The sequence below is a fragment of the Streptococcus sp. genome (assembly GCF_041802885.1).
GTDB lineage: Bacteria > Bacillota > Bacilli > Lactobacillales > Streptococcaceae > Streptococcus.
Genome location: NZ_JBHCHN010000018.1, coordinates 1 through 11,750, shown reverse-complemented (window position 1 = coordinate 11,750; position 11,750 = coordinate 1). Strand labels below are relative to the sequence as shown.

Annotated in this window: 11 protein-coding genes, 2 tRNA genes and 1 pseudogene; 4 read left to right on the top strand and 10 right to left on the bottom strand. The window is 45.7% G+C overall.

Translation table 11 applies throughout. From position 1 onward, the window contains the following. Positions 1-82: 82 nt before the first annotated feature. From ACEYCN_RS02130 to ACEYCN_RS02120, 3 genes are read right to left on the bottom strand one after another with little or no spacing between them, the layout of a single operon-like run. Positions 83-379, bottom strand: coding sequence for a rhodanese-like domain-containing protein (locus ACEYCN_RS02130; protein ID WP_373712655.1), 297 nt, complete (start codon positions 377-379; stop codon positions 83-85). Continuing rightward, positions 366-2,024: an FAD-dependent oxidoreductase gene (locus ACEYCN_RS02125; protein WP_373712654.1), complete on the bottom strand. Its 1,659-nt coding sequence runs from the start codon at positions 2,022-2,024 to the stop codon at positions 366-368. The genes ACEYCN_RS02130 and ACEYCN_RS02125 overlap by 14 nt, the downstream gene beginning before the upstream one ends. 1 nt (position 2,025) lies before the next feature. Next, positions 2,026-2,358 (bottom strand): rhodanese-like domain-containing protein, encoded by a 333-nt coding sequence (locus tag ACEYCN_RS02120; RefSeq protein ID WP_373712653.1) that lies wholly within the window; start codon positions 2,356-2,358, stop codon positions 2,026-2,028. A 146-nt stretch (positions 2,359-2,504) separates the two neighbouring features. Here ACEYCN_RS02120 and ACEYCN_RS02115 point away from each other — a divergent pair, with 146 nt between their 5' ends. Further along, positions 2,505-2,765, top strand: coding sequence for a metal-sensitive transcriptional regulator (locus ACEYCN_RS02115; RefSeq protein WP_373712652.1), 261 nt, complete (start codon positions 2,505-2,507; stop codon positions 2,763-2,765). Between the two features lie 31 nt (positions 2,766-2,796). On the opposite strand, the gene ACEYCN_RS02110 is transcribed toward ACEYCN_RS02115, so the two are convergent. The 3 genes from ACEYCN_RS02110 to ACEYCN_RS02100 form a co-directional block, all read right to left on the bottom strand. Then, positions 2,797-3,351: a cysteine hydrolase family protein gene (locus ACEYCN_RS02110; RefSeq protein ID WP_373712651.1), complete on the bottom strand. Its 555-nt coding sequence runs from the start codon at positions 3,349-3,351 to the stop codon at positions 2,797-2,799. 1 nt (position 3,352) lies between these two features. Next, positions 3,353-4,141, bottom strand: a complete 789-nt coding sequence (gene codY, locus ACEYCN_RS02105; RefSeq protein WP_373712650.1) for a GTP-sensing pleiotropic transcriptional regulator CodY — start codon at positions 4,139-4,141, stop codon at positions 3,353-3,355. A 143-nt stretch (positions 4,142-4,284) separates the two neighbouring features. Continuing rightward, positions 4,285-5,499: a pyridoxal phosphate-dependent aminotransferase gene (locus ACEYCN_RS02100; RefSeq protein ID WP_373712649.1), complete on the bottom strand. Its 1,215-nt coding sequence runs from the start codon at positions 5,497-5,499 to the stop codon at positions 4,285-4,287. A 186-nt stretch (positions 5,500-5,685) separates the two neighbouring features. Here ACEYCN_RS02100 and ACEYCN_RS02095 point away from each other — a divergent pair, with 186 nt between their 5' ends. Beyond that, positions 5,686-6,138, top strand: coding sequence for a universal stress protein (locus ACEYCN_RS02095; protein ID WP_373712648.1), 453 nt, complete (start codon positions 5,686-5,688; stop codon positions 6,136-6,138). Positions 6,139-6,170: 32 nt separating this feature from the next. Here the strand turns inward: ACEYCN_RS02095 and ACEYCN_RS02090 are convergent. Further along, positions 6,171-7,539, bottom strand: a pseudogene (locus tag ACEYCN_RS02090) (HAD hydrolase family protein). A 69-nt stretch (positions 7,540-7,608) separates the two neighbouring features. Here ACEYCN_RS02090 and ACEYCN_RS02085 point away from each other — a divergent pair. Beyond that, positions 7,609-8,565, top strand: a complete 957-nt coding sequence (locus ACEYCN_RS02085; protein WP_373712647.1) for an asparaginase — start codon at positions 7,609-7,611, stop codon at positions 8,563-8,565. Positions 8,566-8,598: 33 nt separating this feature from the next. Here ACEYCN_RS02085 and recG read toward each other — a convergent pair whose 3' ends face one another. Further along, positions 8,599-10,617 (bottom strand): ATP-dependent DNA helicase RecG, encoded by a 2,019-nt coding sequence (gene recG, locus ACEYCN_RS02080; RefSeq protein ID WP_373712646.1) that lies wholly within the window; start codon positions 10,615-10,617, stop codon positions 8,599-8,601. A gap of 202 nt (positions 10,618-10,819) precedes the next feature. Between recG and ACEYCN_RS02075 the strand changes: the two genes are divergently transcribed. After that, positions 10,820-11,263, top strand: a complete 444-nt coding sequence (locus ACEYCN_RS02075; protein ID WP_373712645.1) for a DUF1772 domain-containing protein — start codon at positions 10,820-10,822, stop codon at positions 11,261-11,263. A 209-nt stretch (positions 11,264-11,472) separates the two neighbouring features. On the opposite strand, the gene ACEYCN_RS02070 is transcribed toward ACEYCN_RS02075, so the two are convergent. Together ACEYCN_RS02070 and ACEYCN_RS02065 are read right to left on the bottom strand one after the other, a co-directional pair. Next, positions 11,473-11,546, bottom strand: a tRNA-Pro gene (locus tag ACEYCN_RS02070). A gap of 58 nt (positions 11,547-11,604) precedes the next feature. Continuing rightward, positions 11,605-11,678: transfer RNA gene (locus tag ACEYCN_RS02065), tRNA-Arg, on the bottom strand. Positions 11,679-11,750 lie beyond the last annotated feature (72 nt).

Sequence of the window (11,750 nt, the reverse complement as noted above, 5' to 3'; positions counted from 1 at the left end):
TTTTCTAATCTTTCTGCCAAAAATACCAAATCTGAAAGGAGCAAAATCGAAAAAAGCTGGGAATTTCCCAGCCTTCTTCATCTTATTCCAAATCACCCAGCCAAGCAATGGTTCCGCCAGCTACATTGGTCACATCGTAGCCCTCTTCTTCCAAGAAGGCGCAGGCCTGGGCTGAGCGAGCGCCAGAGCGGCAGATGATATGGTAGGACTTGCCCTTATCCAGTTCCTCATAGCGCTCCAGAAAGTCACTCAAGGGCAGATTGATGGCGCCAGGAAGATGGCCCGATGCAAACTCATCCGCTTCGCGGACATCGATGAGGTTGAGGGTTTTTGCCTCCACTTCAGCAGCCAAATCATTTACGGCTTTACTTTTCATCATGAAGAATCTCCTTTGGTCTAACTGTATTGTATAGGGAATAAGCCCCGTCTAAGTTGGCTACCTTGAAGCCATGTTGCTTGAGAATCCGCTCAGCAATGTAAGAGCGCAAACCGCTATGGCAGCTGACGATGTATTCCTGATTTTTGTCCAATTCTGCCAACCGCTCCCGCAGACTATCAAGTGGAATATGAAGGGCATCTGGGAACCGCCCCGCTAGTACTTCTGCCGGATTGCGGACATCCAGTAAGATTTTGCCTTTTGCCAACTCCTCCTTGAGCTCATACCACTGCACACTATCGCTGAGACCTTGGGCCAAATTGCTGGCCGCATAGCCCAGCATATTAACCGGATCCTTGGCCGAACCAAATGGCGGGGCATAGGTCAGCTCCAGCTCTGGCAAGTCAAAGATGGTCAGACCAGCCTTGATGGCTGTCGCTAAAACATCGATCCGCTTATCCACACCCTTTTGTCCAACCGCCTGAGCTCCATAGATGGCCCCTGTTTTGGGATTGAAGACCAGCTTCAAGCTGATAGGGGTTGCACCTGGGTAGTAACCTGCATGGTCATTGCCCGTCGTATGGACCACAGCCACATCCTCAAAGTTCAGCCGAGCCAGCCGCTCACTGAGACCTGTTGAAGCAGCCACCATATCAAAGGCACGAACGATGGCAGTCCCTAAGCTTCCCTTATTGGCTGAACCATGCCCTGCGATCATATCCGCCACTTGACGACCCTGACGGTTGGCCGGACTGGCCAAGGAAATCAGCGCACCCTGCTCCGTAATCTGATGTTTCACCACAATAGCATCCCCAACCGCATAGATATCGGAAATGCTGGTCTCATAGTTTTTATCTACCAAGATACCCCCACGCAGACCAAGCTCGATACCAGCGGCCTTTGCCAAATCATTCTCTGGCTGCACACCGACAGACAAGATGGTCAAATCTGATGATAATCGACTGCCATCTTCTAAGATGATGGTTTTCCCTTTTTCTTCAAAAGCCTGAGCTGATCCCCCCGTGATAACGGTAATGCCATTTTTTACTAATTCCGCCTCTACAAAGGCAGCCATTTCCTCATCCAAGGGCGGCAAGACATGGGGAGCTTTCTCGATCAAGGTGACCTTCAAACCCTTCTTGACCAAACTCTCTGCCATTTCAAGGCCGATAAAACCAGCCCCAATGACCGTCGCCTGGCCAGCAGACAGACCCGCTAATTTGACCATAATCCGATCCAAATCAGGAATACTGCGCAGGGTAAAGACATTTTCAGCCTCATCCAGCCCATCCATCGGTGGGACAAAGGGCTTGGCACCAGGAGATAGAATCAGCTTGTCATAACTTTCCGTGTAGGTTTTGCCATAGGAGCTGACTGTCACTTCTTTCTTTTCTCCGTCGATGGACAAGACTTCTGTTTCAGTACGCACATCCAGCTCAAAGCGCGACTTCAAACTCTCAGGCGTCTGGACCAAAAGGCTGGAGCGTTCCGCAATTTCTCCTGAAACATGAAAAGGAAGACCGCAGTTGGCAAAGGACACATAGGGCCCCTTGTCAAAAACGATGATTTCCGCATCTTCCATCAGTCGCCGCAAACGGGTCGCAGCTGACATGCCACCCGCTACTCCCCCAATAATGACAATTTTCATTTTACTTTCCTCCAATTGTTTTTCCTTGATAAGCTGCCATGCCACCGCGGACATTGACAACCCTATAACCTTTTTCTTTTAATAGATGAGCGGCACGCTTGCTTCGCATGCCGGATTGACAGATGACATAGACGACCTCCCCCTTTGGCCCTTGATAGGTCCCAATCCGGTCCAAGGGCAGATTTCGCGCCTGCCTGATATGCCCTCCACGGTATTCCTGAGGACTTCGGACATCTAGGAGAGTGATTTCCCCTGCTGACAAAAGGCCTTCCAAGTCACTAGCGGACACAGTCTCCGTCGATTGAGGCAGGATTCGTTTCAAAAATTCAAACATATTTGCTCCTTTTTGTTTATACCCCTACGGGTATATTTGAATAGTAGCACACTCTCGGCTTCCCTGTCAAACATGAAGCCCTAAACAATCCAATTTGACAAATATACCCCACGTCGGTATAATATTGATTAGAAAGTGAGCCAAGTATGAAGACAGAAAAAAAAGATATCCTCAACCGCCTCAAACGGGCCGAAGGCCAACTTCGGGGCATTCAAAAAATGATTGAAGACGAACAGGAGTGCATCGACATCGTCACCCAACTGACTGCTGTCCGCTCCAGTATCAACCGCACCATGGGTCTGGTCATCAGCAACCAAATCACCAGAGCCCTCCAAGATCCAAATCTGGATCTAGCCCAACAGGAAGAAAAACTCCAACAGGCCCTGGACCTGATTGTGAAAAAATAGGAAAGAGAACTTGGACTCCAAGTTCTCTTTCTCATTCTTCCATAATCCTTGCGCCCAAGACATGCTGCAAATGGTTGAGGGCAAAGAGGTGATTTTCTTGAGTCAAACTGGCAACAGCCGAAGCCACAACTTCAATCTCATACCCCAGATTGTAGGCATCAATGGCTGTATGAAGGACACAGATATCGGTCAACACCCCAGTCAAAACGATGGTGTTCACTCGACGTTCTCTGAGACGAATATCCAAATCTGTCCCTGAAAAAGCTGAATAATGTCGTTTGTCCATCCAAAAAACACGCGCATCATCCTTAATCTTCTCATAGACTTGACCCAGTTTTCCGTAAAGATCTCGTCCACTAGTTCCCTTGATATTGTGAGGTGGAAAGAGCTTGGTTTCTGGGTGAAACTCATCTTCCTCATCGTGACCATCAATAGCAAAGAAGATATAGTCTCCCCTATCATAGGCCACTTGAGTAACCTCCGCAATCTTGTCAGCAATAGCCTGGGCGGCTGCACCAGCCGTCAATTTCCCCTCATCGGCCACAAAATCAATCGTATAATCAATCGAAATCAGTGCTTTTGCCATATCAGTAGTCACGCTTCTTAATTTCATCAAAGATGGCAGGAATCAAGACCTTGAGATAGGTTCCCTTCATCCCCAGTGAACGGCTTTCAATAATCCCTGCACTTTCCAACTTGCGAAGAGCATTGACAATGACAGAGCGGGTAATCCCAATCCGATCCGCAATCACTGAAGCTGTCAATTGCCCCTCCAAGCCATTGAGTTCTCCCAAAATGGCAGCAACAGCTTTCATTTCTGAATAAGACAGGGTATTGACGGCCATATTGACTGCTGCACGACGGCGGATATTCTTTTCATCCTCTTCCCTTTGGAAATTGAGGAGCTGAATGCCCACCACTGTTGAGGCAATCTCCACCAAAATCAAGTCCTCATCGTTGAACTGACCATCATTGCGCCAAATAATCAGGGAACCAAAGCGGATTCCTGTCACATGGATTGGAGCCAAAGTCGTTACACTATTTGGATACTCTGCCCGAGACTCCACAGGGATGGCTGTCAAGTCACTGTCAGCTGAAATATTGGCCTGGGTATCATAGACCTGTGCTGCCGCCTTGATATATTCAGATGGGAACTGTTTGGAAGTAAAGAACTCCTCCACCCGGTCATTGTGCAGTTTGTAACGAAGATGGTAACCAAGTACCTCCCCCTCACTGTTGATGATGCAGGCATTGCAGTGAATAATCTCTGCCAAATGTTCTGCAATCGCATTGTAGGGCAGTTCTTCTGCCAACTTTTCTTCGGAACGCTTCAAAATGGAAGTAATGTCCCTTGTTTTTTCTAATAAACTTGTCATAAGACCCTCTTTTAACTGTAATTGCTTTCATTATATCAAATCACAGGTTGTATTTCAACAATTATCAGAAAATTTTCTATTGTTTCATATATTGAAGCAATTTAAGAGAGCCTGAATTCACATTCAGACTCCCTTTTATCTTTTTAGCGCTTATATTGACTCAGAACTCGGGTGATTTTTTCCTGAACATCTCCTAATTCTTCTACTGTTGGCAGGTAAACGATGCGGAAATGATCGGGCTGGTTCCAGTTAAAACCTTTACCAGGCACCAACATAACCTTTTCCTGCTTCAACAGGCGCAGGCAGAATTCCTCATCGTCATCAATACGATACATTTCCTGATCAATTTTTGGAAAAATGTAAAGTCCTGCCTGTGGTTTGACCGCAGACAAGCCAGGAATATCATTGATGGCCTTGTAAATGAAGTTCCTTTGTTCATAAATACGGCCCCCTGGCAAGAGGAGTTTGTCCACTGATTGAATGCCGCCAAGGGAGGTTTGAACTACCTGTTGGGCCAAAACATTGGAGCAAAGGCGCATATTGGACAGCATATTGATGCCCTCGATATAGCCCTTAACATGGGACTTAGGGCCTGAAAGAACCATCCATCCTACCCGAAAACCGGCAATGCGGTGAGACTTGGATAGGCCATTCATAGACACACAGAAAACATCTGGCGCCAGACTGGCTATAGCCACATGTTCTCCCCCATCCATGACCAAACGATCATAGATTTCATCCGCCATGATGATTAAATTATTTTGACGGGCAATCTCTACCATTTCCTCCAGGATTTCTCTTGGGTAAAGGGCTCCTGTTGGATTATTGGGATTGATGATAACCAAAGCTTTGGTGCGGGAGGTAATTTTGGAGCGAATATCATCCAAATCTGGATACCAGTTGGCTGACTCATCACAGACATAATGCACAGCTTTTCCGCCTGACAGACTGACACAGGCCGTCCAGAGTGGATAATCTGGCATGGGTACCAGTACCTCATCGTCATTTTCCAGAAGAGCCTGGAGGGCCATTGGAATCAGCTCCGATACCCCATTTCCGATATAAATATCATTGACATCGACATCCGGAAAACCCTTGAGCTGGCAGTATTGCATAATAGCCTTACGGGCCGAAAAGAGACCCTTACTGTCTACATAGCCTTCCGAATTGCGGGCGTTCATAATCAAATCACGAATGACTTCATCTGGCGCTTCAAAGCCAAAGGCTGCAGGATTTCCAGTATTTAAGCGGAGAATCCTTTCCCCATTAGCAATCATACGGTCTGCTTCATCCAGGATAGGACCGCGAATATCATAAGCCACATGTTCTAGTTTTGAGGATTTATCAAATTGTCTCATGGCATTACCTCGTCTTTCTACTGAACCTATTTTAGCCTAAATTAGAAAAAATCACAAGAAAGAGTTTACTTTTTTCATGAAAAGGCTTACAATATAAATATAGAAGTGATTGACCACGGCCCAAGGAGTGGCAAAATCTTTTGCAAACTCATGTTGCCCTCGTATCTTGTGAAAGGAGTGACTGATATGACTCAATCCTATAAAACCATCCTCGTAGCTGTCGACGGCTCTGCTGGTGCAGAATTGGCCCTCCACAAAGCCATCCATGTGGCCAAACGCAACCAGGCCCGCCTGATTATTGCCCATGTTATCGACACCCGCGCCCTCCACAATGTGGCAGCCTTTGATGCCTCAGTTTACGAATCCCTCGAAAGAGAAGCAACCGAATTACTGAAAGGTTACCAAGAAGAAGCTCAAAGAGAAGGGCTTCCAGATGTCCAGGTCATGATTGAATTTGGCAATCCAAAGACCCTCTTGGCCCATGACATTCCAAAACAAACTGGTGCAGATCTCATGCTACTCGGTGCAACCGGCCTCAATGCCTTTGAGCGCCTTCTCATCGGCTCCTCTTCTGAGTACATCCTTCGTCACGCCACCATTGACCTCCTCATTGTTCGGGAAGAGCAAAAAACTATTTAGCTATAGGAAAAAGGGCCTGTGATTGCAGGTCCTTACTCTTTTCTTGCCCTTATTTGCTTTTGCAGCTCCTTCCGAATGGCTGGTTCTGGAGCGAACTTCTCCTCCCAGTCATCTGGTTTCAAAATCTTATGGGTCACTGGATGGAAATGCGCTTTTCCATCAGGAAAAATTTTTCCCATATTGGCCTCATGCACAATCCGGAAAATTGGTTCTGGATCCACCCCCATTAGGGCAAAGGAACCATAGGTAAAATAGAGCAAATCCACCAAGGCATCCACTTGCCCCACCAAAGGGTCCTGTGGTTGCCCTTTCTTTTTGACCTTTTCAGCAGCCTTGTCCAGGTCCTGATGGAGCTTGTGAATAACCCTATCCCAATCGCTCTCCCGAGTTACCGTCGCCTGTAAAAACTCGACGATTTCTTCTAACTTAAAGTCTGCCCGATGGAGGGCCTCTTCCATCTCATAGGCCCTTGGACTCTCCTGGGTATGACCATCCATCCTAGCATGGAAATCCTTGACCTGATTAAAATAGGGATTTTTACTCTGAAACATCTGAAGTCTCCTCCAACAAGCCAAAATGCAGGGCTGCCTGGTAAATTCCATCCTCATTATTGGAAGCAGTCACATAAGAAGCCACTTCTTTGACCTTTTTTGAACCATTGCCCATGGCCACAGAATAGCGGACTCCTGCCAACATTTCCACATCATTGGTCGAATCCCCAAAGGCCATGACCTGATCAGTCGTGAAACCGTAATATTCCCCTGCCTTCTCAATCCCCTTTAATTTGGACATCCCCTTGCTGATGATATCCACCGAGTAAGGGCTGGATCGAGTGATGCTGAGCTGCGGAAATTCTGCTGCTAATTTTTTGGTTTCTAATTCACTGACAATCATCATCATCTGATAGATGGGTTGCTGAAAAAGGCTGGATAATTCGATTTTTTTCTGGGGTCTTACCCATCGAATCAAGCGGTTAAAAATAAAGATAATGGCATCAACCCAGGCATCCGGAACCATCCGAGAAATCCGATAGCCCAACTGACCAGAACCAGCATTCATTATCCCGCTACCGGACACACCCGCAGCCGTTCCAAAAGATAAGTCCAGCTTATTTTTCTGGGCATAGTTTACCAATCCCTCGATATCCTTCGGAGATAATGGATTGTCAAAAAGAGTCTGTTCACGTGAAATGATATATTGCCCATTATAGACAATGGCCAAATCCAGACTGAGGGAGGCCATGTATTGCAAGACAAAACGAGGTCCACGACCAGTTGCCAGTCCGACTACAATCCCTTTTTTCTTGAGGGTATTGATGACCTGAATGGTGGATTGGCTGACCGACCGCTTATCTGTCAGCAAAGTGCCATCAATATCCAAAAAAACAGCCTTAATAGTCAGAATCATCACCCTCTTTCCATGTTTTATGATAGAATAATTATAGCACAATTTGAAAGATTCTGAAACTTTATGAAAAAAATATTGGTACTCCACACCGGTGGAACAATTTCCATGCAGGCAGATGAACAAGGCCAGGTTACCTCCAGCCAAAAGAACCCCATGACCCAGGTTTCCAGTCCCCTAGACCAGATTCAAGTTACAGCCCTCGATGTCTATAACATTCCCAGTCCCCATGTCACCTTTTCCCATATGCTGGGCCTCTATCAAACTATCCAAGAAAATGCCCAGAGCTATGATGGCTTTGTCATCACCCATGGGACAGATACGTTGGAGGAGACTGCCTATTTTTTAGACACCCTGAACATACCTAAAAAACCTATCGTTCTGACTGGTGCCATGCGCTCTTCCAATGAATTAGGCAGCGATGGCGTTTACAACTACCTCTCTGCCCTCCGTGTCGCAGCTGATGAGAAAGCTGCCGACAAGGGCGTCCTCCTGGTCATGAACGATGAAATCCATGCCGCCAAATTTGTGACCAAGACCCACACTACCAACCTATCCACCTTTCAAACCCCGACACACGGTCCCCTTGGCCTTGTCACCAAGCGAAATATTCTCTTCTTCAATCAGACAGAAAAACGGACCCGCTTCCACCTTGACAGGATTGAGGGAACAGTCCCAATTATCAAGGCTTACGCTGATATGGATAGTATTTTACTCGACTCCCTAAGCCCCGATAAGATTTCAGGCCTTGTCATCGAAGCCCTAGGCGCTGGGAATCTCCCTCCATCTATTCTTCCCAGCCTCCAGCGCCTGACCAAGGAAATTCCTGTCGTGCTCGTTTCCCGCTGTTTCAATGGCATTGCCGAACCCGTCTATGCCTACCAGGGAGGCGGGGTTCAGCTTGAGAAAGAAGGCGTCCTCTTTGTCAAGGAACTTAACAGCCAAAAGGCCCGCATCAAGCTCCTCATCGCCCTCAACGCCGGCTTGACCGGACAAGATTTAGCGGACTATATTCAAGGATAAAGCAAAAGAAGACTGAGCCAGTCTTCTTTTATCTTAGTCTAAACGGTCAGGCCTATTCAGTTCCTTCACCAGCATAGACCATTTAGGATTGGCTTGCCAATCTGGTTCTGAAACAATCTGACTGGCTACCCGTCTCGCCTCCTCTAAAATTGGAAAATCATCAATGATGTTGGCTACTTGAAACTCCGGCAAACCAGACTGTCTGGTACCAAAAACCTCACCCGAACCCCTCATCTGCAAGTCTTTCTCCGCCAAGACAAATCCATCCGTCGTTTCTGTCATGGCCTGCATCCGTTCTTTGCCCGAGTCTGTCTTGGGATTGGCCACTAAAATGGCATAGGATTGTTTGTCGCCCCGACCCACACGGCCCCGCAACTGATGCAGCTGGCTTAATCCAAAACGATCCGCATCCATGATGATCATGACCGTCGCATTGGGCACATTGACTCCTACCTCGATGACAGTTGTTGACACCAGCAGATCTGTTTTTCCAGACTTAAAGTCCTGCATAATAGCCTCTTTTTCCTGGTTTTTCATTTGGCCATGTAGGAGGGCAATCCTAACCCTTTCCCCAAAATAAGCCTGCAATTCTTCTTCTAAAGCAATGGCATTTTTCAAGTCCAGAGCTTCAGACTCCTCAATCAAAGGGGAAACCACATAGACTTGAGCACCTTTTTCAATTTCCTTACCAACCCAATCCCAAACCAGTGGAAGCTGCTCATGCTTGACCCAACGTGTCCTGATTTCCTTACGACCCGCAGGCAGTTGATCAATGATGGAAACATCCATTTCCCCAAAGGCTGTAATGGCCAAAGTCCTCGGAATGGGGGTAGCTGTCATCATCAGGACATCCGGATTCTCCCCTTTTTCGCGAAAAACCCTCCGCTGTTTGACCCCAAAACGGTGCTGCTCATCTGTAATCACCAGACCCAAATGCTGATAATTGACGCCCTCCTGAATCAGGGCATGGGTCCCAATCACCATATCCACTTCTCCAGACTCAATCGCAGCCAGAGCTGTCCGTCTAACTGCAGCCTTCATGCCTCCCGTCAACAAGGCAATGGAAAGTTCAGGAAAAAGCTGACTCAAACTCTCATAATGCTGTTCCGCCAAAATCTCCGTTGGCACCATTAAAGCAGATTGATATCCTGCAGTATAGGCAGCATACATAGCTAAACCAGCAATAACCGTCTTACCAGACCCAACATCTCCCTGCAAAAGCCGGTTCATGTGACCAGAAGAAGCCATATCTGACAAAATCTCCTGCAAACTCCTTTGCTGCGCCTCTGTCAAAACAAAGGGTAATTTCTCGATTTTCTCCCCCAAAGCGCTACTATCAAAAGCAATGGAAATGCCCGCATCCGCCCTGCGATTTTCATATTTCAAACTTTGCAGATTCAGCTGGAAATAAAACAATTCCTCAAATTTAATTCGCCTCAAAGCCTGCCGATACTGGTCAATATCGACAGGAAAGTGCATGGCCCTGATAGCCTCTTGACGATTCAACAATTGATAACGCACCAACAAGTCGACTGGCAAATTTTCCTCTACCAAGTCCAGATAACCCTCGTCAATAGCCGTCTTTATCAATTTGACCAAGCTGGACTGTTTAACACCTTGAACCACATGGTAGACAGGCTGCAAATCCTCCTGTTGTTGACTCAAGACCTTCATACCCGTCAAAGAGGCCTTGGCCTTATCCCATTTTCCCCAAATAGCCAATTGAGCGCCAACTTCTATCTTATCTGCCAGATAGGGCTGATTGAAAAAAGACACTGCTACAATGATCTCCCCATGACGAATGGAAAATCGTAGCCGATTACGCTTGTAGCCATAATATTGGACAGAAGCTGGACTAACAACTTCTCCCAAAATCAAGGCCTTCTCACCATCCATCAAATCCAAAACCGATTTCGTCTGAAAATCCTCATAGCGAAAAGGGTAATACAAAAGCGCATCACCCACCGTTTGCAAATCTAATTTCAAAAATTTTTCGACAGACTTGGGACCAACCCCCCCCAATACTGATAAATTATCATCTAAAGATTTCATAAGGCTATTATATCAAAAATATTCTAGGGAAGAACATAAATAAAAAGAAGGCACGTTGCTTCTCTCCATAAAATCAACTTTTTCAACCAAATAAAGACCCAGCTACAAAGTCCTACATTGAAAACAATAGCAATTTATGCTAATATATACCCTAATGATCAACTAATAAATTTAGGTGCAACCACTACAAAAGGAGGAATGAATGAACATCTTATCATTACTATACTTATTACTACTTGCCCTGTCGTCAGGGCTCTACTTTGTTTTTTCCAACACTATCATGAAGGCTCTAAGTGATTCCAATCAAGATATTGCTACATTTACCATGCGGAAAATTAACAAAGTCATTCAAAACCCTATCTTTCTATTTGTTTTTTTAGGACCACTATTACTCGGTAGCGTCCTTTCATGGTATCACCTCTCAGCAAATGGTAGCTTTTGGATTTTACTCAGTTTTTTAACCTATTTATTAGGAGTCTTTCTCATCACTATTTTAGTCAATGTCCCTATGAACAACCGACTAGATAAGAGTATAGACGAAAGCTATTGGCCCTACTACTTAGTATATTGGACCAGATTCAATACTGTGAGGTACCTGTGTTGTTTGTTGGCTCTCATTTTTCTCTTCTTAGAGCTCACTACTTAAAACATGTCTTGTAATCACTAACATTCTGGCAGACTCTCCCATTTTTGCAATGGAAAAATCTTTGCAAAGATGCAGAGTCTTTTTGAATGCAAAAAAATATCCCTTCTTAAAACTTTAAATATAGCAGGAAAAGACTAAAAATTCCTGTTCAACCTAGAAATATCACTTTCCACTGTAATAAAAAAAGCAACCCATTCGTTGCTTGATGATCGGGAAGACAGGATTCGAACCTGCGACACCTTGGTCCCAAACCAAGTACTCTACCAAGCTGAGCTACTTCCCGACAATGGTTACTCTTACTAAAAAGAAACTCCCCTAATGTCTCCACATTAAGCGAGATATGCACCCTAGAGGAGTCGAACCTCTAACCGCCTGATTCGTAGTCAGGTACTCTATCCAGTTGAGCTAAGGGTGCTCATTTCAATTTTATATCTTTACTATATAGAATTATTTTAAAATTGTCAAGAAAAAGAAAAAAAAGGGCTCT

Coding starts and splice junctions, on each gene's coding strand:
- ACEYCN_RS02130 (WP_373712655.1), bottom strand. CDS start 379: ATGATGAAAAGTAAAGCCGTAAATGATTTGGCTGCTGAAGTGGAGGCA.
- ACEYCN_RS02125 (WP_373712654.1), bottom strand. CDS start 2,024: ATGAAAATTGTCATTATTGGGGGAGTAGCGGGTGGCATGTCAGCTGCG.
- ACEYCN_RS02120 (WP_373712653.1), bottom strand. CDS start 2,358: ATGTTTGAATTTTTGAAACGAATCCTGCCTCAATCGACGGAGACTGTG.
- ACEYCN_RS02115 (WP_373712652.1), top strand. CDS start 2,505: ATGAAGACAGAAAAAAAAGATATCCTCAACCGCCTCAAACGGGCCGAA.
- ACEYCN_RS02110 (WP_373712651.1), bottom strand. CDS start 3,351: ATGGCAAAAGCACTGATTTCGATTGATTATACGATTGATTTTGTGGCC.
- codY (WP_373712650.1), bottom strand. CDS start 4,141: ATGACAAGTTTATTAGAAAAAACAAGGGACATTACTTCCATTTTGAAG.
- ACEYCN_RS02100 (WP_373712649.1), bottom strand. CDS start 5,499: ATGAGACAATTTGATAAATCCTCAAAACTAGAACATGTGGCTTATGAT.
- ACEYCN_RS02095 (WP_373712648.1), top strand. CDS start 5,686: ATGACTCAATCCTATAAAACCATCCTCGTAGCTGTCGACGGCTCTGCT.
- ACEYCN_RS02085 (WP_373712647.1), top strand. CDS start 7,609: ATGAAAAAAATATTGGTACTCCACACCGGTGGAACAATTTCCATGCAG.
- recG (WP_373712646.1), bottom strand. CDS start 10,617: ATGAAATCTTTAGATGATAATTTATCAGTATTGGGGGGGGTTGGTCCC.
- ACEYCN_RS02075 (WP_373712645.1), top strand. CDS start 10,820: ATGAACATCTTATCATTACTATACTTATTACTACTTGCCCTGTCGTCA.